Annotated in this window: 18 protein-coding genes and 2 tRNA genes; 13 read left to right on the top strand and 7 right to left on the bottom strand. The window is 71.7% G+C overall.

The annotated features are described in order from the left end of the window. Positions 1 to 66: 66 nt before the first annotated feature. The 7 genes from recF (at position 67) to ACFZCD_RS06440 (ending at position 8309) form a co-directional block, all read left to right on the top strand. Positions 67 to 1191, top strand: a complete 1125-nt coding sequence (gene recF, locus ACFZCD_RS06470; RefSeq protein WP_391828514.1) for a DNA replication/repair protein RecF — start codon at positions 67 to 69, stop codon at positions 1189 to 1191. Next, on the top strand, positions 1188 to 1721 hold the full coding sequence (locus ACFZCD_RS06465; RefSeq protein ID WP_391828512.1) for a DUF721 domain-containing protein: 534 nt from the start codon (positions 1188 to 1190) through the stop codon (positions 1719 to 1721). Before recF ends, ACFZCD_RS06465 begins: the two co-directional genes overlap by 4 nt. Positions 1722 to 2051: 330 nt before the next feature. Next, positions 2052 to 4112 carry a DNA topoisomerase (ATP-hydrolyzing) subunit B gene (gene gyrB / locus ACFZCD_RS06460; protein ID WP_391828510.1) on the top strand — a complete coding sequence of 687 codons (2061 nt, stop codon included), beginning with the start codon at positions 2052 to 2054 and terminating at the stop codon, positions 4110 to 4112. 52 nt (positions 4113 to 4164) lie between these two features. After that, entirely contained in the window at positions 4165 to 6795 is a 2631-nt protein-coding gene (gene gyrA, locus ACFZCD_RS06455) for a DNA gyrase subunit A (RefSeq protein ID WP_391828508.1), read from the top strand. Positions 6796 to 6924: 129 nt separating this feature from the next. Beyond that, positions 6925 to 7848, top strand: a complete 924-nt coding sequence (locus tag ACFZCD_RS06450) for a DUF3566 domain-containing protein (RefSeq protein WP_391828506.1) — start codon at positions 6925 to 6927, stop codon at positions 7846 to 7848. A gap of 72 nt (positions 7849 to 7920) precedes the next feature. Beyond that, positions 7921 to 7994: transfer RNA gene (locus ACFZCD_RS06445), tRNA-Ile, on the top strand. A 180-nt stretch (positions 7995 to 8174) separates the two neighbouring features. Further along, complete coding sequence (locus ACFZCD_RS06440; RefSeq protein WP_003958712.1) at positions 8175 to 8309, top strand: DLW-39 family protein; 135 nt, start codon at positions 8175 to 8177, stop codon at positions 8307 to 8309. Positions 8310 to 8415: 106 nt separating this feature from the next. Here the strand turns inward: ACFZCD_RS06440 and ACFZCD_RS06435 are convergent, their stop codons facing one another. Then, complete coding sequence (locus ACFZCD_RS06435) at positions 8416 to 9594, bottom strand: serine/threonine-protein kinase (protein WP_391828504.1); 1179 nt, start codon at positions 9592 to 9594, stop codon at positions 8416 to 8418. A gap of 13 nt (positions 9595 to 9607) precedes the next feature. Continuing rightward, positions 9608 to 10153 (bottom strand): helix-turn-helix domain-containing protein, encoded by a 546-nt coding sequence (locus tag ACFZCD_RS06430; protein ID WP_388626511.1) that lies wholly within the window; start codon positions 10151 to 10153, stop codon positions 9608 to 9610. Between the two features lie 118 nt (positions 10154 to 10271). On the opposite strand from ACFZCD_RS06430, the gene ACFZCD_RS06425 reads away from it, so the two are divergent. Then, positions 10272 to 10344, top strand: a tRNA-Ala gene (locus ACFZCD_RS06425). A 50-nt stretch (positions 10345 to 10394) separates the two neighbouring features. Here the strand turns inward: ACFZCD_RS06425 and ACFZCD_RS06420 are convergent. From ACFZCD_RS06420 to ACFZCD_RS06400, 5 genes are all read right to left on the bottom strand, one after another. Next, positions 10395 to 11609, bottom strand: a complete 1215-nt coding sequence (locus tag ACFZCD_RS06420) for an MFS transporter (protein WP_391828502.1) — start codon at positions 11607 to 11609, stop codon at positions 10395 to 10397. Further along, the gene (locus ACFZCD_RS06415; RefSeq protein ID WP_391828500.1) at positions 11606 to 12592 is read right to left on the bottom strand and encodes an LLM class flavin-dependent oxidoreductase; all 987 of its coding nucleotides are present in this window, start codon (positions 12590 to 12592) and stop codon (positions 11606 to 11608) included. Before ACFZCD_RS06415 ends, ACFZCD_RS06420 begins: the two co-directional genes overlap by 4 nt. A 50-nt stretch (positions 12593 to 12642) precedes the next feature. Further along, complete coding sequence (locus tag ACFZCD_RS06410; RefSeq protein ID WP_391828498.1) at positions 12643 to 13866, bottom strand: 3-deoxy-7-phosphoheptulonate synthase; 1224 nt, start codon at positions 13864 to 13866, stop codon at positions 12643 to 12645. Further along, positions 13863 to 14891 (bottom strand): FkbO/Hyg5 family chorismatase, encoded by a 1029-nt coding sequence (locus ACFZCD_RS06405; RefSeq protein WP_391828496.1) that lies wholly within the window; start codon positions 14889 to 14891, stop codon positions 13863 to 13865. The genes ACFZCD_RS06410 and ACFZCD_RS06405 overlap by 4 nt, the downstream gene beginning before the upstream one ends. 339 nt (positions 14892 to 15230) lie before the next feature. Beyond that, a complete protein-coding gene (locus tag ACFZCD_RS06400) occupies positions 15231 to 16289 on the bottom strand; it encodes a response regulator transcription factor (RefSeq protein ID WP_391828494.1) in 1059 nt (352 codons plus the stop codon). A 155-nt stretch (positions 16290 to 16444) separates the two neighbouring features. On the opposite strand from ACFZCD_RS06400, the gene ACFZCD_RS06395 reads away from it, so the two are divergent. The 5 genes from ACFZCD_RS06395 (at position 16445) to ACFZCD_RS06375 (ending at position 20547) form a co-directional block, all read left to right on the top strand. After that, positions 16445 to 16621, top strand: a complete 177-nt coding sequence (locus ACFZCD_RS06395; RefSeq protein ID WP_391828493.1) for a hypothetical protein — start codon at positions 16445 to 16447, stop codon at positions 16619 to 16621. 291 nt (positions 16622 to 16912) lie between these two features. Continuing rightward, positions 16913 to 18001: a GNAT family N-acetyltransferase gene (locus ACFZCD_RS06390; RefSeq protein ID WP_391828491.1), complete on the top strand. Its 1089-nt coding sequence runs from the start codon at positions 16913 to 16915 to the stop codon at positions 17999 to 18001. A 67-nt stretch (positions 18002 to 18068) separates the two neighbouring features. Beyond that, on the top strand, positions 18069 to 19385 hold the full coding sequence (locus tag ACFZCD_RS06385) for an acetyl-CoA carboxylase biotin carboxylase subunit family protein (protein ID WP_391828489.1): 1317 nt from the start codon (positions 18069 to 18071) through the stop codon (positions 19383 to 19385). A gap of 92 nt (positions 19386 to 19477) precedes the next feature. Next, positions 19478 to 19666 carry a lysine biosynthesis protein LysW gene (locus ACFZCD_RS06380; protein ID WP_391828487.1) on the top strand — a complete coding sequence of 63 codons (189 nt, stop codon included), beginning with the start codon at positions 19478 to 19480 and terminating at the stop codon, positions 19664 to 19666. Next, positions 19663 to 20547 (top strand): RimK family alpha-L-glutamate ligase, encoded by an 885-nt coding sequence (locus ACFZCD_RS06375; protein WP_391828485.1) that lies wholly within the window; start codon positions 19663 to 19665, stop codon positions 20545 to 20547. Before ACFZCD_RS06380 ends, ACFZCD_RS06375 begins: the two co-directional genes overlap by 4 nt. Positions 20548 to 20562 lie beyond the last annotated feature (15 nt).

Genomic DNA, 20562 nt, shown 5'->3' with positions numbered 1-20562 from the left:
TAGCACTGGCAACACCAGCAACACCCAGCAGAACCTGCAGTACACAGCGGAAGAGGTCGGCGCACCATGCATGTCACGCATCTGTCGCTGGCCGACTTCCGCTCGTACGCCCGGGCCGAGGTCTCCCTCGACCCGGGCGTCACCGCTTTCGTGGGGCCGAACGGCCAGGGGAAGACCAATCTCGTCGAGGCCGTCGGCTATCTGGCCACCCTCGGCAGCCACCGGGTCTCCTCGGACGCCCCGCTGGTCCGGATGGGCGCCGAGCGCGCGGTGGTCCGGGCCTCCGTCGTGCAGGGCGAGCGGCAGCAGCTGATAGAGCTGGAGCTCAACCCGGGCCGCGCCAACCGCGCCCGGATCAACAGGTCGTCCCAGGTCAGGCCGCGCGACGTGCTCGGCATCGTGCGCACGGTGCTGTTCGCCCCCGAGGACCTGGCCCTGGTCAAGGGCGACCCCGGCGAGCGCCGCCGCTTCCTGGACGAGCTGATCACCGCGCGCGCCCCGCGCATGGCGGGCGTCCGCTCCGACTACGAGCGGGTCCTCAAGCAGCGCAACACCCTCCTCAAGAGCGCGGCCATGGCCCGCCGCCACGGCGGGCGCGGCCTGGACCTGTCCACGCTCGACATCTGGGACCAGCACCTGGCCCGTGCCGGCGCCGAGCTGCTGGCCCAGCGGCTGGACCTGATCGGCGTGCTGCGGCCGCTGGCCGACAAGGCCTACGAGCAGCTGGCGCCCGGCGGCGGCCCGGTGGCGTTCGACTACCGCGGGCCCGCCGCCGCCGAGGGCGCCCGCGGCCGCGAGGAGCTCTACGAGGCGCTGCTCACCGCGCTCGCCGAGGCCCGCAAGCAGGAGATCGAGCGGGGCGTGACGCTGGTCGGCCCGCACCGCGACGACCTCCTCCTGCGGCTTGGGGAGCTGCCGGCCAAGGGGTACGCGAGCCACGGCGAGTCCTGGTCGTACGCGCTGGCGCTGCGCCTGGCCTCGTACGAGCTGCTGCGCTCCGAGGGCAACGAGCCGGTGCTCGTCCTGGACGACGTCTTCGCCGAACTGGACGCCCGCCGCCGGGAGCGGCTGGCGGAGCTGGTGGCCCACGGCGAGCAGGTGCTGGTCACCGCCGCGGTGGACGACGACGTGCCGGAGGTCCTCACCGGCGCCCGGTACGCGGTCTCGGACGGCAAGGTCGAGCGCGTATGAACACGCCCTCCGAGCACCCGAAGCAGCCCGAGCCCTCCGGCGTGGACCTGGCGCGGGTGGCGCTGCGCGCGGCCAAGGAGCAGGCGCGGGCGCGGGGCGCCGCGGCCCAGCAGAAGAAGCAGGCGCGCCGCGGTGGCGGACTGCGCTCCGGCGCCCGCGCCGACGGCCGCGACCCGCTGCCGCTGGGCGCCGCGATCAACCGGCTGATCACCGAGCGGGGCTGGGAGAAGCCCGCGGCGGTGGGCGGGGTGATGGGCCGCTGGCCGCAGATCGTGGGCGACGCCCTGGCCCTGCACTGCGCGCCGCAGAACTTCGACGAGGACTCCCACGTCCTGACGGTGCAGTGCGACTCGACGGCGTGGGCGACGCAGCTGCGGCTGCTGGCGCCGCAGCTCGTGGCCCGGCTCAACGACGACCTGGGGCAGGGCACCGTACGGACGATCAAGGTGCTCGGCCCGGGCGGGCCCGGCCGCCGCTACGGCTCGCTGCGCGCCCCCGGCAGCACCGGTCCGGGCGACACCTACGGATGACCGGAGTGACGCGAGGTGACGCGGGTCGGTTCCCGGGACGAGGGGGCCGGCGCTGAGACCCCGCTCACGGTAGCGGGCGGTTGACAGCCAGAAGCGCTGAGTGCCGCTGTGAGCCTCTCGGAGCCCGGGGGCGCATATAGGGAGTCGGCTGATGCCGGTTCAGGGCGGCACGTGCAGGCTCAGGCACCGCCAAACCCCCATTCATGTCAGCGCTACCGGTAGACTGGTGGCAATCCCGCCGGCTCGCGGGACTCGTCGACCAACGCAGAACGACGCAGCCGCTCCTGCCTGCCTCGGGTGGGGTCTCCCCGCCGCAGTCGGGGATGGCCTGTGCTGTGCCAGAAAGGGCGCTTCGTGGCCGATTCCGGCAACCCCAACGAGAACACCACCCCTTCTACGGATGACACGGCCGTGACGGCCGGGGCCGCCCCTGCCGGCGCGCCCGGTGCGGTGTCCTACGACGCCAGCGCGATCACCGTCCTGGAGGGCTTGGACGCCGTCCGCAAGCGGCCCGGCATGTACATCGGCTCGACCGGTGAGCGCGGCCTGCACCACCTCGTCTACGAGGTCGTGGACAACTCCGTCGACGAGGCCCTCGCGGGCCACGCGGACACCATCGACGTCACGATCCTCTCCGACGGCGGCGTGCGCGTCGTGGACAACGGCCGTGGCATCCCGGTCGGAATCGTGCCCTCCGAGGGCAAGCCGGCCGTCGAGGTCGTCCTGACCGTCCTGCACGCGGGCGGCAAGTTCGGCGGTGGCGGCTACGCCGTCTCCGGCGGTCTGCACGGCGTCGGCGTCTCCGTCGTCAACGCCCTGTCCACGCGCGTCGCGGTCGAGGTGAAGACCGACGGCCACCGCTGGACCCAGGACTACAAGCTCGGCGTGCCGACCGCTCCGCTGGCGAAGAACGAGCCGACCGACGAGACGGGCACCTCGGTCACCTTCTGGGCCGACGGCGACATCTTCGAGACCACCGAGTACTCCTTCGAGACGCTCTCGCGGCGCTTCCAGGAGATGGCGTTCCTCAACAAGGGCCTCACCATCTCGCTGACGGACGAGCGCCCGGCGCACGTGGACGAGGAGGGCAAGCCCCTCACCGTCCGCTACCACTACGAGGGCGGCATCTCCGACTTCGTCCGCTACCTCAACTCGCGCAAGGGCGAGGTCGTTCACCCCACCGTGATCGACTTCGAAGCCGAGGACAAGGAGCGGATGCTCTCCCTCGAGGTCGCGATGCAGTGGAACACCCAGTACACCGAGGGTGTCTACAGCTTCGCCAACACCATCCACACCCACGAGGGCGGCACGCACGAGGAGGGCTTCCGCGCGGCGCTCACCGGTCTGATCAACCGCTACGCGCGCGACAAGAAGCTGCTCCGCGAGAAGGACGACAACCTCACGGGCGACGACATCCGCGAGGGCCTGACGGCGATCATCTCGGTCAAGCTCGGCGAGCCGCAGTTCGAGGGCCAGACCAAGACCAAGCTGGGCAACACCGAGGCCAAGACCTTCGTGCAGAAGGTCGTCCACGAGCAGCTGACCGACTGGCTGGACCGCAACCCCAACGAGGCCGCGGACATCATCCGCAAGTCCATCCAGGCCGCCACGGCGCGCGTCGCGGCCCGCAAGGCCCGTGACCTCACCCGCCGCAAGGGCCTGCTGGAGACGGCGTCGCTGCCGGGCAAGCTGTCCGACTGCCAGTCGAACGAGCCGGCCAAGTGCGAGATCTTCATCGTCGAGGGTGACTCCGCCGGCGGCTCGGCCAAGTCCGGCCGGAACCCGCAGTACCAGGCGATCCTCCCGATCCGCGGCAAGATCCTCAACGTGGAGAAGGCCCGGATCGACAAGATCCTGCAGAACCAGGAGATCCAGGCGCTGATCTCCGCCTTCGGCACCGGTGTGCACGAGGACTTCGACATCGCGAAGCTCCGCTATCACAAGATCATTCTGATGGCGGACGCCGACGTCGACGGCCAGCACATCAACACCCTGCTGCTCACCTTCCTCTTCCGCTTTATGCGGCCGCTGGTCGAGGCCGGGCACGTCTACCTCTCCCGTCCCCCGCTCTACAAGATCAAGTGGGGCCGGGACGACTTCGAGTACGCGTACTCCGACCGCGAGCGCGACGCCCTGATCCAGCTCGGCCGGGAGAACGGCAAGCGGATCAAGGACGACTCGGTCCAGCGCTTCAAGGGTCTCGGCGAGATGAACGCCGAGGAGCTGCGCGTGACCACCATGGACGTCGACCACCGCGTCCTCGGCCAGGTCACCCTGGACGACGCCGCGCAGGCGGACGACCTGTTCTCGGTGCTCATGGGCGAGGACGTCGAGGCACGGCGCTCCTTCATCCAGCGCAACGCCAAGGACGTCCGCTTCCTCGACATCTGAGCCTGTCGGCCCCACCCGAGACAGCCGCAGCGCGAAAGGACTTTGAACACCCATGGCCGACGAAACCCCTGAGACCCCCACCGCCCCCGTGCCCGAGGTGACCCCCGAGGGCGCGCCCGCCCCGCTGGAGGGCGTGGGCATGCGCGTCGAGCCCGTCGGGCTCGAGACGGAGATGCAGCGCTCCTACCTCGACTACGCGATGAGCGTGATCGTCTCGCGTGCGCTGCCCGACGTCCGCGACGGCCTGAAGCCGGTGCACCGCCGCGTGCTCTACGCGATGTACGACGGCGGCTACCGCCCCGAGAAGGGCTTCTACAAGTGCGCCCGCGTCGTGGGTGACGTCATGGGTACGTACCACCCGCACGGCGACGCCTCCATCTACGACGCCCTCGTCCGCCTCGCCCAGCCCTGGGCCATGCGGATGCCGCTGGTGGACTCCAACGGCAACTTCGGTTCCCCGGGCAACGACCCGGCCGCCGCCATGCGGTACACCGAGTGCAAGATGGCGCCGCTGTCCATGGAGATGGTCCGGGACATCGACGAGGAGACCGTCGACTTCCAGGACAACTACGACGGCCGCAACCAGGAGCCGACGGTCCTGCCGTCGCGCATCCCCAACCTGCTGGTCAACGGCTCCGCGGGCATCGCGGTCGGCATGGCCACCAACATCCCGCCGCACAACCTCCGCGAGGTCGCCGAGGGCGCCCAGTGGTTCCTCGCCAACCCGGAGGCGAGCTCCGAGGAACTGCTCGACGCGCTCATCGAGCGGATCAAGGGCCCCGACTTCCCGACCGGCGCCCTCGTGGTGGGCCGCAAGGGCATCGAGGAGGCCTACCGCACCGGCCGCGGCTCGATCACCATGCGCGCCGTCGTCGCGGTCGAGGAGATCCAGAACCGCCAGTGCCTGGTGGTCACCGAGCTGCCCTACCAGGTCAACCCGGACAACCTCGCGCAGAAGATCGCCGACCTGGTGAAGGACGGCAGGATCGGCGGCATCGCCGACGTCCGCGACGAGACCTCCTCCCGCACGGGCCAGCGCCTGGTGATCGTCCTCAAGCGGGACGCGGTCGCCAAGGTCGTCCTGAACAACCTCTACAAGCACACCGACCTGCAGTCCAACTTCGGCGCCAACATGCTGGCCCTGGTCGACGGCGTGCCGCGCACCCTCTCCCTCGACGCGTTCATCCGCAACTGGGTGACGCACCAGATCGAGGTCATCGTCCGGCGCACCCGCTTCCGGCTGCGCAAGGCCGAGGAGCGCGCCCACATCCTGCGCGGCCTGCTGAAGGCCCTGGACGCCATCGACGAGGTCATCGCGCTGATCCGGCGCAGCGACACCGTCGACGTCGCCCGCGAGGGCCTGATGGGCCTGCTGCAGATCGACGAGATCCAGGCCAACGCGATCCTGGAGATGCAGCTGCGCCGGCTGGCCGCCCTGGAGCGCCAGAAGATCGTGGCGGAGCACGACGAGCTCCAGGCGAAGATCAACGAGTACAACGCGATCCTCGCCTCGCCCGAGCGCCAGCGCCAGATCATCAGCGAGGAACTCACGGCGATCGTCGACAAGTTCGGCGAGGACCGGCGTTCGGCGCTGGTGCCCTTCGACGGTGACATGTCCATCGAGGACCTGATCGCCGAGGAGGACATCGTCGTCACGATCACCCGTGGCGGCTACGTGAAGCGCACGAAGACCGACGACTACCGCTCGCAGAAGCGCGGCGGCAAGGGCGTGCGGGGCACGAAGCTCAAGGAAGACGACATCGTCGACCACTTCTTCGTCTCCACCACGCACCACTGGCTGCTGTTCTTCACCAACAAGGGCCGGGTCTACCGCGCCAAGGCCTACGAGCTGCCGGACGCCGGGCGCGACGCCCGCGGCCAGCACGTGGCCAACCTGCTGGCCTTCCAGCCGGACGAGAAGATCGCCCAGATCCTCGCCGTCCGCGACTACGACGTCGCGCCGTACCTGGTGCTCGCCACCAAGTCCGGCCTGGTGAAGAAGACCCCGCTCAAGGACTACGACTCCCCGCGGTCCGGCGGCGTCATCGCCATCAACCTGCGCGAGACGGACAGCGGTGCCGAGGACGAGCTGATCGGTGCCGAGCTGGTCTCCGCCGCGGACGACCTGCTGCTGATCAGCAAGAAGGCGCAGTCCATCCGGTTCACCGCCACGGATGAAGCCCTCCGCCCGATGGGCCGGGCCACCTCCGGCGTCAAGGGCATGAGCTTCCGCGAGGGCGACGAGCTGCTCTCCATGAGCGTCGTGCGCCCGGGGACGTTCGTCTTCACCGCCACGGACGGCGGCTACGCGAAGCGGTCGAACGTGGACGAGTACCGCGTTCAGGGCAGGGGCGGCCTCGGTATCAAGGCGGCCAAGATCGTGGAGGATCGTGGCTCGCTGGTCGGCGCGCTGGTGGTCGAGGAGACCGACGAGATCCTTGCCATTACGCTCGGCGGCGGCGTGATCCGCACACGGGTCAGCGAGGTCAGGGAGACGGGCCGTGACACCATGGGCGTCCAGCTGATCAACTTGGGCAAGCGCGATGCCGTCGTGGGCATCGCGAGGAACGCCGAGGCCGGTCGCGAGGCTGAAGAGGTCGAGGAGTTGGCCGATGCAGCCGAGGGCGACGGGGCCCAGGGCGCCGAGGGCGCATCCGCCCCGGCAGGAAACACCGAGGAGTAAGTCGTGAGTCGAGCCACGGGCGCCGCGGCAAGCGGTGCAGGTGCCGAGCGCAGCACTACCGCCGCACCTGCTACCGATCAGGCCGGCGCCCGTGGCTCCGCCGCGGACGCCGACTCCCGAGGGGGGACGTTGACGGACACCCGAGAGCCGGAGCCCTACCACCCGCCGCAGGCCTACGAGCCGCCGGCGGGCCCGGGGAAGACCGGCAAGGCCGGGGCGGCCGGGAAGGCCGAGGCCGGGGGTGCGGCAGGGAAGTCCGGGAAGGCGGCGAAGACCGCGAGCTCCGAGGCCGCGCAGTCCGCAGACGTGAAGGCCGCCGAGGCCGGGAAGGCTGCAGCCGTGGCGGATGACACCAAGAGCGCTGAGGAGACCGGCGGCAAGCCTGCCGCGAAGCCCGTCGTGAAGGGTGCGGCGAAGGCGGCCCCCGCGGCCGACCCGCGGAACGCCGTCAAGGCTCCGCCCCGTATCCCCGGCCAGGACAACGGCCCCAAGAGTGCCGCGGGCTCCCTCAAGAAGGGCGCCGCGGGCAAGGGCTCTGCCGCCCCCCAGGCGGCCTCGCAGGAGCCCCGCCAGGGCGGTGGCGCGGCCGCGGCCGTTCCGCGCCCTGCGGCCCGGCAGGAGCCCGTGCTGAACGGCGGGGCCTCCGGTGCCGCGCCCGCTCCGGCGGGGCGTCCCGCGCCCCGCACGCGCACCGCGCGGCTGCGGGTGGCCAAGGCCGACCCGTGGTCGGTGATGAAGGTCAGCTTCCTGCTGTCGATCGCGCTGGGCATCTGCACGATCGTCGCGGCGGCCGTGCTGTGGTCGGTCATGGACGCCATGGGCGTCTTCTCGACCGTCGGCGGCACGATCAGCGACGCCACGACCTCCAGCGACGGCGGCGGCTTCGATCTGCAGTCGTTCCTGTCGCTGCCCCGGGTGCTCCTCTTCACGTCGGTCATCGCGGTGATCAACGTGGTCCTGGCCACCGCCCTGGCCACCCTGGGGGCCTTCGTCTACAACCTCTCGGCGGGCTTCGTGGGCGGCGTGGAGCTGACCCTCGCCGAGGACGAATAGCCGTGCGCAGGGGCCCGGCCAGGCAGGATTTTGGGACTGGGCCCCAAGTGCGCTAATCTTTCGGTGTCGCGCGGGGCTATAGCTCAGACGGTTAGAGCGCTTCCCTGATAAGGAAGAGGCCACAGGTTCAAGTCCTGTTAGCCCCACCGCACGATCGGCCCGGACGGAGATTTCTCCGCCCGGGCCGATCTGTTTTTCCCGGCCGGGAGTTGGGCGCGCGACCGGCGGGCGGACCGGCCGCCGCACAGGTCACCGATCGGTATCGGCCGGTGTGTATCATCGGCCACCAGAGGTCCCCTTACGTCAAGGAAAGACGAGGTCGCGCGGTGAAGAAGCTCCTCCTGGTCGCACTGGCCGCCATCGGCGGGCTCCTCGTGTACCGCCAGATCCAGGCGGATCGCGCCGAGCAGGACCTGTGGACGGAGGCGACCGACTCCGTGCCCGCAGGTTCGGGTGTGTGAGACAAAACGAGTCCTGAGCAGGGCCCCGGCCGACACGGCCGGGGCCCTGCTGTTTTCGGACACTCCCACCGTTTTCGCCTGCAAATGGTTGTGTTGCGAAAGCAATTTATGCGGCTTTGAGCGCCCAGATGCCGATCCCCAGGCAGAGCAGCGCGACGATCAGCACCGGCACGGCCACCTTCGCCGGCGGCCCGGGGGCGCGTGCCGCCCGTCGTGCCGCCCGTCGTGCGGGCCGCCGTGCAAGCCTCCGGGAGGGCTCGAATGCGGGCTCCCGTAAGGGCTCCAGCACGGTGTACGGGCGGGTGAGCGGCGGCCTCGGCACGGGCGCCAGGGGCGCCGGGAAAGCCGGGAGCACCGGGGCGGGCGGATAGGCCGGCAGGGGCGGCGGGACCGGCCCCGGCGGGCGCTCCGGGCCGTCCGGGCCGAATCCCGCGGGCAGCGGCCCGAGCTGGTCGAAGACCTCGATGGGCTCCTCGTCCGCCGCGGGGGGCGGCAGCAATTCCACCGCCGCGGCGAGCGCCTTGCGCGCGCCCGTGGCCGTACGGAAGCGCAGCCCCGGTTCGGGCTGCAGGAGGCCCGCAATCACCTGCCAGAGCGGCTCGGGGACCTCTTCCGGGGCGCAGGGAGTGCCGTGCTCGGCGAAGCGCTCCACGAGGGCTTCGGCGTCGGGTTTGCAGCCGGTCAGGAGATAGAGCGCGGTGAGGCCGACCGCATAGAGGTCGGCGGGGAAATCGGGCTCCTCGCCCAGCATTTGCTCCGGCGCGAAATAACCGGGTGTGCCCATCACGTAGTTGGCGTCCGTGAGGCGGGGCTCGCCCTTCCGCATGGCGATGCCGAAGTCGGAGAGCCGGACGTGGGGCCGGCCGGTCCCGGTCGCCTCCAGCAGGACGTTGGCGGGCTTGATGTCGCGGTGCACCACGCCTTCGGCGTGCACCGCCGCGAGGCCGGACAGCAGCTGGTCCAGCAGCACGCACACGTAGTGCGGCGGAAGGGCGCCGTAGTCGCCGATCAGGTGGGCGAGGGAGCCGCCGCTCACCACGTCCATGGTGAACAGCACCTTGTCGTCGTCGGCCGCCCAGCTCATCGGGGCGACCACGTGGGGGTGGTCGATCCGTAACCCCTGCTCGCGGACGAACCTCAGCAGGGTGTGGGCGTCGCTCTGCTGGAGGACCTTGGCGGCCACGTAGCGGCACCGCCGCCGGTCCCAGGCGCGCCAGACGGCCCCCACCCCGCCGCGCCCGATCGGGTCCACCAGCTCGTAGCGCCCGGCGAAGAGCTCACCCATCGCGTGCGCGCGGTCAGCTCTGGTGGGCCTCGTAGTGCGCGACCGCCTCGGCGGTCCGCCCGGCTCCGTACACCCGCAGGAACTCGGCGAGTTCGGGGTGCGTGGGGGCGAGGCTCTGCGCGGCCTCGATGATGTCGCCGGCGCCGGCCACGGAGCGCAGCAGCGACTGGATCTCGCGGACCACCCGGCGGACGGTCGGCGCACCGCTGCTGGCCGTCGTCTGCGTGGAGTTGAGGACGGAGCCGCCCGAGCTCTTCTTGACCTCCTCCATCCGGTCGGCGGCCTCGGCGGCGCTCACGGTGCCGTCCGCGACCTGCCGGGAGAGGTCCTGCAGCGCCTGGACCCGCTGCACCACCGCGGGGTTGCCGATCTTCGCCCGCTGGCCGCTCATCAGCTGGGAGAGCATGGGGGCCGACAGGCCGAGCACGGAGGCGAGCCGGGCCTGGTTGAGGCCGAGATCGTCGATGAGACGGCGGAAGAGCGCCCCCAGCGGCTCTCCGTACCAGCTCCGCTGCAGCTCCCGTGCGCGGGCGGTGGCTTCCTGCTGTGCTGCGTCCATCTCGCTCTCCCCTTCGCTTCGCTGCAGCGAATCTTGCGGTGCATCCTACGGAGAGTGCCGGGCCCCGGCGATACCCGGTCGGAAAACACCGTGGGCACCGGGTAGTCTGGTCGGCGACGGGGCCTTAGCTCAGTTGGTAGAGCGCTGTCTTTGCATGGCAGATGTCAGGGGTTCGACTCCCCTAGGCTCCACGCACAAGACCCCTCCGACCTGTGGAAAAACAGGCCGGAGGGGTCTTTTTTCATGCCGTTTGCTCTTCCTGCCGTCCCAGCCGCGCGACGAACAGCGTGCCGGTCAGCGCCGCCCCCGCCACGACCAGGCCGAGGAGGGAGGAGCTGAAGCCGATGCCCTTGGCGTCGCTGAGGTAGCCGGTGCCGACGGGGAGGATGCCGGCGAAGAGGTAGCCCCACGCGCTCAGGGCCGCGTTCGACTCGGCCAGCCGGAGCGCCGGTACCCGCGCGTTCAGCAGGGAGAAGCCGCCGAGCTGGCCCATCCCCTGGCCGGTGCCGGCCAGCACGGCCGCGGCGAGCAGCAGCCAGATCGACTCGGCCCGGACGGCCAGGATCACCAGCAGCATGCCCGCGGCGGTCGAGAGCGTCGCCACGGCGAGGAGGCGGTGGGGCCGCCACCGGCTGACGAAGAACTGCACGGCGGTCGACGCGCCGAACATCACGAAGGCCGAGCCGCCCGCCACGATCCGGTTCGTCGTGCCGAGGAGGTCCGCCAGCATCGACGGGCCGAGCGCCAGCAGGAACGAGGTGCCGGTCATGCCGGGCATGTACGCGGCCAGGCTCACCAGCAGGTCCCGCCGGTTGGGCCGGGGGACGGAGGGCATGCGCAGCCACGAGCCGCCGCCTTCGCGGCGCACCTGCGGCAGGGTGCGGACGACCAGCAGGGCGGACAGCAGCAGGACGGCCTCGGCGACGAAGACCGTCACCGTCGGGGCCGGGAGCAGCTGGGCCGCGCAGCCGGCCAGGAGCGGGCCCGACGCCAGGCCGGTGCCCATGGCCACCGACCCGGCCAGCGAGGCCTGCCGGCGCCGTTCGGGGCCGCCGATGTCGGACACGGCCGCCATGCCGGCCGCCACCGTGCCGCCCACCGCGAGGCCGGTCAGCAGCCGCGCGGCCAGCAGGGCGGCAACGCTTCCGGCCGTGGCGTAGAGCAGGCAGGCGAGGAGGGCGGACAGCACGGCCGGGACGAGGACGGTCCGTCTGCCGTAGCGGTCCGACAGCACGCCCGCCACCGGCAGGGCCACGAGCAGCCCGCCGATGTACGAGGCGAAGACGACCGTCAGGGTGCCGGTGCCGAAACCGATCCGGTGCTGCCACAGGACGAACAGCGGGGTCGGCGCGTTGGACAGCATGAACACGGCGGTCAGGGGCCAGGCGGCGAGCCAGACGCTGCGCTGCCCGGCCCGGGACCGCCCTGCAGTGCCGGTGTGCTGGACGGCGCTCATGCGAGGCCGCGCAGCAGCGGCAGCAGCTGCTCGGCGGTCCGCTCCAGGGCGGCTCTGTAGCTCGGCTCGTGGAGGTCGGGGGTGGGCAGCCGGAGGACGAGGTGGCGGGCGCCCGCCTCGACGTAGCCGGCGAGCCACTCGGCGACCTGCTCGGGGGTGCCGCCGAAGATGCCCTGGGTGGTGCGCATCGTGGGCAGGTCGAGGCGGTAGTAGGCGCCGAAGTAGGCCTTCAGCGTCTCCTCGGCCTTCGCGGCGCTCTCGTCCACGGCGACCGAGAGGTAGACGGCGCCGGTGACGTCGGACTCGGGCCGGCCGGCGGCCTCGCGGGCCTCCTGGACCTGCAGCCAGCCCTTCTCGTAGTTCGCGGCGGTGGTGCTGGTGGGCATCCACCCGTCGTAGATCTGCCCGGTGCGCTCCAGCATCTTCGGGCCGGAGTGCGCCATCCACAGCGGGGGACCGGCCGGCCGCTCCGTGACGGGCAGCAGCGCCACGTCCTCCAGCCGGTAGTACTTCCCGTCGAACGAGACGGGTTCGCCTTCCGCGCGCCACAGGGCGCGGCAGATCTCCAGGGTCTCCCGCATGCGGCCCACGCGCTCCTTGAACGGGATGCCGTAGGCGGCGAACTCGGCCTGGGTGGCGGGGGAGGAGAAGCCGGAGCCGAGGCCCGTGATGAAGCGGCCGCCGGATATCCGGTCGAGGCAGGCGAGTTCGTGGGCCAGGTGGACCGGCGGGCGCAGCGGCAGCAGGACGGCCGTGCCCAGCTGGACCCGCTCCGTGGTGGTGGCCGCCGCCGTCAGGGCGAGCACCGGGTTCATGCGGGAGCGGGCCAGCGGGGACTCGCCGGCCCATATCGAGTCGTACCCCAGCTCTTCGATCTTCCGGCTCAGTTCGCCGAGGTGGCGGGGGTAGTCGTTGCGTTCGACGACGGATTCGCGTCCGGGAAGGACGACACCGATACGGAGGTCGGTCGGCGTCTGGGGCACGGTGTTCCTATCTGCGAGGGCCGGCCCGTCCGGGAGGGCCGGCGGGGGTGTCAGGAGAAGACGGCGTCGATCAGCTCGCGGGCCTGCGCGGGGTTGAGGCGCGGGTCGCAGAGCGTCTCGTAGCGCTCGGACAGGGCGTGTTCGCCGGCGACGGGGCCGCCGACGCACTCGGTCACGTCGGCCGCCGCGGTCTCCAGGTGGAGGCCCCCGGGGTGCAGGCCCTGCTCTTCGAGGGCGCGCCGGAAGGCCACGGCCTCGCCGACGGCGTCATCGAGCCGGCGGGTCTTGAGGCCGGAGGACGTCTGCACGGTGTTGGCGTGCAGGGGATCGCTGACCCAGATGACCGGGTGGCCCGCGCTCCGCACCGCCTCGGCGATCGGGGCGATGGCCAGTCCGGGCGCCCGCACCCCCATCCGCAGGATCAGCGTGAGCCGGCCGGGCTGCCGGTGCGGGTCGAGGACGCCGCAGAGCCGGACCACGTCCTCGGCGGTCGCGGACGGGCCGATCTTGCAGGCGACGGGGTTGGTGACGGAGGCGAGGAGCTCCACGTGCGCCAGGCCCGGCTGGCGGGTGCGCTCCCCGATCCACGGGAAGTGGGTCGAGGCCAGGTAGAGGTCGCCGGTCTCCGGGTCGCGGCGCACCTGCGGGCTCTCGTAGTCCATGACGAGCGCCTCGTGGGACGCCCACGGTCCGTGCGGGCCGGTGCGTTCCGCGCCGAGCGCGCGCAGGACGTGCGCGCTCGCCTCGTACGCCTGGAGCATCCGGTTCGGGTCGTGGCGGCGCGCCCGGGCGTTCGGTTCGGGGGAGTTGACGATGTGGCCGCGGAAGACGGGGAGGTCGACACCGTCGTGGATCTCGGTGGGGCGGCTGCGCGGCTTGGCGAACTGGCCGCCCATCCGGCCGATGCTGACCACGGGCTGCCCCGTGTGCCGGCCCATCCTGCCGGCGAGGCCGGTCAGGAGCGCCGCCTTGGCGGCGGTGTGGGCGGCCCCGCACTCGCGGACGTCCTCGGCGCAGTCGCCGGCCTGCAGTAACCGGGCCCGGCCGAGCGCCACGTCGGCGAGCTGCCGCCGCAGGGTGCGAACGTCCTCGGCCGTGGTGAGGGCCGGTGCCTCGCGCAGGGTGCGGCGCACTTCCGGGAGGTCCGGGTGGGCGCTCCACTGCGGCTGCTGCTCGGCGGGGAGGAGGTCCCACACCGCGGTGGGTGCGGCCGGGGCTCCCGCGGCGGCGGCCGGCGGAACGGTGATCGGCTGAACGGTGAGGGATTCGTTCACCGGGTCCACTCCTGGCCGGGGACGAGGCCCTCGATCTCCACCAGCAGGTCGTCGCGGCACACGGCCACGTTCATGTACATGACCTCGGTGTCGGGGCCGAAGGCGGCGGCGCAGCGGTCGCGCACGGCCGGCAGGTCCGCCTCGTGGCGGACGTACACCTTGACCAGGCGGAGGTCCTTGAGCTCGTGGCCCTCGTCGAGGCCGGCCGCGGCCAGGTTGGGGCCGCCGATCAGCTCGGCGATGTTCTCCAGGACCACGTCGGTCTGCTTGCCGATGTCGCCGCGGTGGACGGTCTCGTGGCCGAGGATGGCGGCCGTGCCGGAGACGAACAGCGCGCCGTCGCCCTGTCCGGCGCCGGCCGGGTGGAGCCGGGTGGCGCGGGCGAAGCTCGGCGGCTTCGGGCCGTACTGCTCGGGGTAGTGGTAGGCGGGCGTCTGCCGCTGGTTCTCCACGTGCTGGGGGCGGCCCTCGCGGCAGGCGAGCAGGGTGAAGGAGATGCCCTCGCCGCGGGTGCCGATGCCGGTGGCGGCCGGCATGTGGCCGGTGCCGTCGCCGTAGGACGCGAAGGCCTCGGCCCGGCCGGCGACGAAGTCCTGGTAGATCTCCATGCCTTCGGCGTTGGCGCCGATGATGTCGCCGACGAAGTTCCACATCCGGAAGATGTGGGGGTAGCCGAGCTCGTTGACGAGGGCGAAGGCGTCCTCGTACACCTCGCGCACCGTCGGGCCGTAGACCGGCAGCGGGTCGATGGTGCCGGAGACGAACAGGTATTCGCCGTCGTGGGTGAAGGCCAGCTTGCCGCGGGTGCCCGTGGCCGGCTCGGCGCCGGTGGTCCACACCTCGCGGAAGGAGTCGAAGCCGGCGGAGGACATGGGGATGGCGAGTTCCGGGTGTCCCTGCGGCGTGAGGGAGAGGCCGGTGCGCTCGCCGAACGCGACCGTGCCGAGGACGTGGCGACCGGGAGCGGGCTGCGCGGTGTCGCCGAGAGAAGTGAAGTGGGCCTGCAGAGCGGCGTGGTGAGACATGTCAGCACCCTTCAGTGGGCCGTTGCCGAGGCGGATGGGCTTCAGTGGCACTGCAGGGGGCAAGACGAGTGAGCCCTGCGGTGTGGGCTGTGCGTGAATGAGGAGCCTCGGTCGCGCGGAACCGGTCCGGCGCGTCGACAAGGCATGAAAAAGGCACAGTCGGGTCCGGCGCAGCAGACGTGCACCGGCCCCCGGCTCACTCCCCCCGTGATCGTTTGCCGGTGACGACGCTACCCGCCTGTGTATGTGCACGGTCAACTTGTATTGCGTTGTGAAAGAGGTGAGTTGAGCCACAGCCGGGCGGCGCCCGCCCGTTGCGGGCGGGCGCCACAAGGGACGTCAGCCGTCCAGCAGGCCCGCGCGGCGGGCGTAGCTTCCCGCCTGGAAACGGCTCTGGGCGCCGAGTTCGGCGAGCAGTTCGGTGACGTGGCGCCGGTAGGTGGTGACGGACATGGCGAGCCGGCGGGCCGCCATCCCGTCCTTCATGCCGGACTCCAGGAGTTCGAGGATCGACCGGCGCAGTTCGTCCTTGGCCGATCCGTCGTCGGTGGCTCCGGTGAAGGGCCGGGCGGACTCCCAGACGCTCTCCCAGGACCGGTAGAGGAAGCGCACGAGCGAGGGGTCGCGGACGGCGAGGGCGCCCTTGCCTTCGCCGGGGGAGCTGCCGTGGTCGGCGAGGACGGCGGTGGTGGCGTCGAAGAAGAGGATCCGGTCGGGAACGTGGGCGGTGGTGCGGATCTGGGCGCCGAGCGCCACCATCCGGCTCAGGTGCTGCTGCATGTAGGCATGAGTGAGCACGGAGTGGGGATAGATGGTCCGCATGAGCACGCCACGTCCGATGACCTCGGTGGTGCGCTGCAGCCCTTCCTCCAGCGTCGCGGGGGCCGGCAGGTCGGGGTGGGCGGCGGCGACCTCGACGCGGGCGGAGGCGGAGAGGCGTTCCAGGGCGGAGCGGACGGCGTCGAGCAGGGTCAGGTACTCGATGGGCGTCCGGGTGAAGTGGCCGTGCCAGGACTCCTCGAAGACCGGCTTCATGGCCATCACGTGGCAGCTCATCCGCTCGGATTCACGGTGCAGTTGCTGGATCTTCGCCTCGATGGGCCCGGTGACGTGGGTGACGGCGACGTCGGGGCTGCGGGGCGCGTACTCGGTGTCGAGGGGGGAGCCGGCGGAGGGCTCCCCGGGCGGCGGGGCGGTGCCGTGCCCCTCCTCGGCGGGGTGCAGCAGGTGCAGCCGGGAGAGGTCCTCCACGGCGGCCCGGACCTCGGACTGGGGGACGTCCAGGCGGATCGCCGCCGCACTCGGCCGGAGCCGGCCCTGCTCGAGCGCCATGCGGTAGAGCAGCACATGGAGGTCACCGAGAGGCGAGATCGCCGCCTCCGTAGCGATTTTGTCCATTTTCTTCTCATTCGTCGGCCTGGTTGAGGGTGGAGAGAACTCACTGACGACTTCTCGTCATGGGGTTCTTATGGCGTCCGGTCTCCCTCCCGGGGCACCGTATGGGCATCGGGAAGTGGCGCCTGACTCGCCACGAAATAACGGGGGGATTTCACATGAAGTTCAAGTTCGCTATTTCTTCTTTCATTGTTTCGCTCGGCATTGTCGGGGCGGTCGGGGGGACCGCGGCCGCGGCCCAGGCGGGTACGGGGGCGGGAGCCGCCGGAAAGGTGGTTGTAACCAGCAACCAGGACGCCGCCGACGACATCATCTGGCAGAGCCAGCCCCGGTAGGACGGGCCGACGACACGGCTGAGGGGAACCTTTGATTCCGCTGGTGTTCGCCCCGACAGGAACCGAACGGTGGTATCCGATGTACTGCGGAAACATTCCATTCATGGAAGTGCGCAGCTCTGTCCAGTCATCTGGTCCGACGTCCCCCCGAGTAGTGGCCGGGGACCGGGCGGTCCGCCCGTTGAACGATGACGAGGCGGCAGCATGACCGGTCTATCGGCCTTCGCAGACTCTACCGGCGGCCTTTCCGAAAAGGAATGGGATTCGCTGGCAGGTAACTGCCTCTACTCTTTGAGTAACTGGCTCCGCTTCTGCGCCGACGATATCGGCGGCAGCGTGACGGCCGGAGCGGTGCACACACCGGAGGGCGCCGTCCCCGTGACGGCCGTGGTGGAGGAATCCAATTCCTTTTACCAGTGGGGGACGCAGCTCGCCGCGCGCGGCCTGCCCTCCCCGGGCCCGTCCGGGCTGCTGGTCGGCCAGCGGCGCGGCTACCAGACCCGCCTGCTGACCAAGGGCGGCAGCACGGCCGAGCAGGCCGCGCCGGGCCTCCTGGACGGCGTGCGGAGCCTCGCGGCCGCCCTGCCCGGCACCGAGCTGCTTCCCGGCGCGCAGTCCGGCCCCGTCCCCTGCGTCGCGGGCTTCGTCAGCACCGGCGACGTGCTCGCCCTGCGGGCGGCGGGGGCGAGCACCCTTCCGGTGCTGCTCACCACGGACGCCTGGGTCTCCGTGCCCGAGGGCGGCTGGGCGGAGTGGCTCGCGACGCTGCCCTCGAAGGGCCGCCGGGACTCGGTCAAGCAGGAGGTCAAGGCCTTCGCCGCGGCCGGCTACGAGATCACCCGGGTACCCCTCTCGGAGAGCTACGAGGAGGCGGCCGGGCTGCTCGCCGACACGCAGAAGCGCTACGGGCACCCGTACGACCTGTACGTGCTCGGAGAGTCCTTCCGGCGGCAGAGCGTGGCCATGGGCCGGCGCGCCGAGGTGCTGTTCTGCGCCCGGCCCGGCGAACGGCCGGTGGGCTTCAGCCTGTTCTACATCCACGGCGACACGCTGTTCGTCCGCGCCGTGGGCTTCGACTACGAACGGCTGGTGCGGGGCGCCGCCGAGTACTTCAACCTCGTCTACTACGCCTCGGTGCGGATCGCGCAGGAGAACGGGCTGCGCTGGATCCACCCGGGCATCGAGTCTCCGGACGCGAAGGCGCTGCGCGGAGCGCGGCTGCGGCCCCTGTGGCTGCTCGACCTCACGGAGGACAGCCCCCTGGAGGGGCGCGACGACGACGTGCGGGCGCACAACGCGGCGCGCCTCGCGAGCCTCGGCGAGATCTCGCCGGCGGTGTCGAAGGCGCTCGAGAGCGAGCTGTTCGCGCCGTTCTGCTAGCCCGGCCGCCCGGCCGCCCGCACGGTCACCGCAACCAGCACGCATGTCCACAGAAAGAGTTGTCACCGTGTCCACAGACACTCCCTCCGACGCCACCCGTCTGCCCGGAGCCGTGCTCTTCATGGGCGACCTGGTCGTCCTCGCCCGGCAGGGCCGGCTGATCCGGCAGGCCCGCGAGCGCGGCCTCGCCCCGCTCGCCGTGGTCTCCACCGACACCGACCTCGCGCGGCTCGACGCCGTACGGGCCGACCCGTCGCACACGCTGAGCGCCCTCGCCGAGGTCGTCCAGGTCAGCGACGCGCGGATCTCCGTCGTCCTGCCCGCCGTCCAGCCGCTGCTGCGCCGCTACGCCGTGCGCGGCGTGATCTCCGTCGGCGAGGTGTTCGTCGAGCCGGTGGGCGTGCTCGCCGACTGCCTGGGCCTGCCCGGCACCGGCTCGGCCGCCGCCGTGATCTGCCGCAACAAGCTGCTGCAGCGCACCACCGTGCCGGAGTTCTCGCCGCGCTGGGAGGTCGTTCCGGCCGCCGAGCGGGCGGAGTTCACCCTTCCGGCCGACGCGTACCCGGCCGTGGTCAAGCCGGCCGGCCGGTTCTACAGCTCCGGCGTCCGCCAGGTGGAGAACCAGGCGGAACTGACCGACGCCCTCGCCCAGTTCGGCGAGGACGAGATCTCCCTGGTGGAGAGCCGCGTGGTCGGCCGCGAGTTCTCGGTCGAGGCGCTGGTGCAGAACGGCGAGGTCTTCTGGTCCGGGGTCACCGGCAAGGAGACCAACGAGCACGAGGGCGCGTTCTTCACCGAGCTCTCCCACACCAGCCCCGCGCCCATCGGCGCCGCGGACGAGGCGGCCCTGATCGCGGCCAACACCGAGATCCTGCGCCGCGTCGGCGTCCGGGACGGCTACACCCACGGCGAGTACCGGCTCACCCCGGACGGCCGCGTCGTCCTCATGGAGGTGGCCGCCCGCCTGCCCGGCGACGCCATCACCTTCCTGTGGGAGCTGGCGACCGGCGAGCCGGTGGAGGGCGTGATGCTCGACCTGGCCCTGGGCGAGCCCGCCTCCTACCCCGCGCCGCGCCGCCGCGCCCGCCAGCACTTCCTCGACCACCCGCACGGCGTCCTGCGCGACGTCACCGCGGACGGCCCCGAGGTCTCCTGGCCGTCCCGCGACGACCGCTGGCCGCTGTTCGCCCCGGTCGCCGAGGGCGACGCGCCCGGGACCCGCGGGGTCCTGGTCGGCCGGCTGCCCGGCGACGTGCTGGGCGTCCAGCGCGACTCCGGCCACCGCTCGGCCTCCGTGATCGTCGACGCCCCGCTGGACGCGGACATCGAGACCGTGACCAAGCAGGCCGCCGGCCTGGTGACGCTGCACGTGGACCCGGCCTGACCGGGACCGCGCACGGCGCACCCCCGAAGCCCCCCACGGCCCACGAACCCCCCACCACCACCCGAAGTACCGGTCACCTGAAAGGACATGACATGACCACCGCCATCGAGAGCCCGCAGTGCCTGGTGTGCGACACCTCGTTCGAGGTCGGCGCGGACTGGGAGAAGGGCGAGATCGTCGAGTGCGGCGCCTGCGGCCAGGAGCACGAGGTCGTCGAGAAGACCGACGCCACCGTGCGCGTCGAGCTCGCACCCGAGGTCGAGGAGGACTGGGGCGAGTGAGCTCCGACGCACCGGAGGTCCTGCTCTCGGTCACGATGCTGCGGCCGGACGAGAAGCTGCTCCTGCAGGCGCTGCGCGCCGAGGGCGTCGCCGTCCGCACCACGCTGCTGGAGGACCTCGCGGGGGTCCTGGCGGGGCGTTCCGCCCCGCCGGGCCTCGCCCTGATCAGGAACCTGTCCCACCGCGAGGCGATGGGCGTCGCCCAGCGCCTGGAGTTCACCGGCGTCACGACGCTCAACCGCGCCGCCACCATCGAGATCTGCAACGACAAGGGCCTGCAGGCCCTGCTCTTCGCCCGGCACGGCATCCCCCACCCCGTGTCGCTGCACGCCTACGGCTACGACCAGGTCCGCGAGGCCGTCGCCGAGCTGGGCCACCCGGCCGTCCTCAAGCCCGTGAGCGGCTCGTGGGGACGGGGCGTGACCAAGCTGAGCGACGAGGCGTGCGTGGAGGCCTGGGTCGGCGGGCGGGAGTCCGCGGACGCCGCCGGGAAGCTCTTCCCCGTCCTGGTCCAGCAGTACATCGACAAGCCGGGCCACGACCTGCGGGTCGTCGTCGTCGGCCGGACCCCGGTCGTGGCGATCGAGCGGGTCTCGGACGACTGGCGCACCAACACCCACCTGGGCGCCCGGGTCCGCCGGGTCGAGATCGGCGACGAGATCGAGAAGCGCTGCGCACAGGTCGTGGACGCGCTGGGCGAGGGCTTCTACGGCGTCGACCTGGTCGAGGACCGCACCACGGGCGAGCTGATGGTCCTGGAGGTGAACGCCAACCCGGAGTTCGCCCGCTCCTCCGCCCAGCACGGCGTGAACGTGGCCGGCCACCTGGCCGCGCACGTCGCGGAGACGTACGGGCGCACGGGCGACCGCACGGCCGCCTGAGCCGAGAACGACGGG

The organism is Streptomyces sp. NPDC008001 (genome assembly GCF_042958085.1).
Taxonomy (GTDB): Bacteria; Actinomycetota; Actinomycetes; order Streptomycetales; family Streptomycetaceae; genus Streptomyces.
The sequence above is the reverse complement of the archived record's forward strand: the minus strand, read 5'-3'. Positions and strand labels throughout refer to the sequence as shown.

What these genes read in the sequence shown, in the direction of transcription:
- recF (WP_391828514.1), top strand. Translation starts at nt 67, where the DNA reads ATGCATGTCACGCATCTGTCGCTGGCCGACTTCCGCTCGTACGCCCGG.
- ACFZCD_RS06465 (WP_391828512.1), top strand. Translation starts at nt 1,188, where the DNA reads ATGAACACGCCCTCCGAGCACCCGAAGCAGCCCGAGCCCTCCGGCGTG.
- gyrA (WP_391828508.1), top strand. Translation starts at nt 4,165, where the DNA reads ATGGCCGACGAAACCCCTGAGACCCCCACCGCCCCCGTGCCCGAGGTG.
- ACFZCD_RS06435 (WP_391828504.1), bottom strand. Translation starts at nt 9,594, where the DNA reads ATGGGTGAGCTCTTCGCCGGGCGCTACGAGCTGGTGGACCCGATCGGG.
- ACFZCD_RS06430 (WP_388626511.1), bottom strand. Translation starts at nt 10,153, where the DNA reads ATGGACGCAGCACAGCAGGAAGCCACCGCCCGCGCACGGGAGCTGCAG.
- ACFZCD_RS06420 (WP_391828502.1), bottom strand. Translation starts at nt 11,609, where the DNA reads ATGAGCGCCGTCCAGCACACCGGCACTGCAGGGCGGTCCCGGGCCGGG.
- ACFZCD_RS06405 (WP_391828496.1), bottom strand. Translation starts at nt 14,891, where the DNA reads ATGTCTCACCACGCCGCTCTGCAGGCCCACTTCACTTCTCTCGGCGAC.
- ACFZCD_RS06400 (WP_391828494.1), bottom strand. Translation starts at nt 16,289, where the DNA reads ATGGACAAAATCGCTACGGAGGCGGCGATCTCGCCTCTCGGTGACCTC.
- ACFZCD_RS06395 (WP_391828493.1), top strand. Translation starts at nt 16,445, where the DNA reads ATGAAGTTCAAGTTCGCTATTTCTTCTTTCATTGTTTCGCTCGGCATT.
- ACFZCD_RS06380 (WP_391828487.1), top strand. Translation starts at nt 19,478, where the DNA reads ATGACCACCGCCATCGAGAGCCCGCAGTGCCTGGTGTGCGACACCTCG.